Annotated in this window: 2 pseudogenes; both read left to right on the top strand. The window is 68.6% G+C overall.

What is annotated here, in order from left to right:
• Positions 1-188: pseudogene (locus DWB68_RS15825) on the top strand (hypothetical protein); the annotation flags it as partial.
• A 14-nt stretch (positions 189-202) separates the two neighbouring features.
• Positions 203-633 (top strand): annotated as a pseudogene (locus DWB68_RS15820) (pyruvate dehydrogenase (acetyl-transferring), homodimeric type); the annotation flags it as partial.

The following is a 633-nucleotide window of genomic DNA, read 5'->3' as shown; positions in this document are numbered from 1 at the left end:
TCGACTTCGGTGACCAGCAGCGGGTCCGCTACCGCGGCCGCAACGTCGTCGAGCGGTGCTTCAACAAGCTCAAGCAATGGCGCGGGATCGCGATGCGCTCAGACAAGACCGCCCGCAACTACCACGCCGGCCTCTGCCTCGCCGCGACACTCCACTGGCTCACCAGCACCTTTAGCAACACGGCCTAGGAACAGGAGAGCCGATGACCACCATCGAGCAGCAGCCTCGCGGCCGCGACGTTGACCCAGAAGAGACCGCCGAGTGGCTCGAGTCCTTCGATGGGCTGTTCCAGGAGACCGGTGCGCGCGGCGCCGAGGACGTGCTGCGCGCGCTCGTGGAGCGCGCGGGTGACCACGATGTGCCGGTCCCGTCCGGCCTCGGCACCACGACCGACTACGTCAACACCATCTCCGCCGCGGACGAGCCGGAGTTCCCGGGCCGCGAGGAGATGGAGCGCGCGTACCGCAAGTGGATGCGCTGGAACGCCGCGATCATGGTGCACCGCGCGCAGGCGCCGGGCATCGGCGTGGGCGGCCACATCTCGACGTACGCCGGCGCTGCGACCCTCTATGAGGTCGGTTTCAACCACTTCTTCCGCGGCCAGGATCACCCGGGCGGCGGCGACCAGATCTT

This window comes from Galactobacter valiniphilus, assembly GCF_003575975.1.
In the GTDB taxonomy this organism is placed as follows: domain Bacteria; phylum Actinomycetota; class Actinomycetes; order Actinomycetales; family Micrococcaceae; genus Galactobacter; species Galactobacter valiniphilus.
The sequence above is the reverse complement of the archived record's forward strand: the minus strand, read 5'-3'. Positions and strand labels throughout refer to the sequence as shown.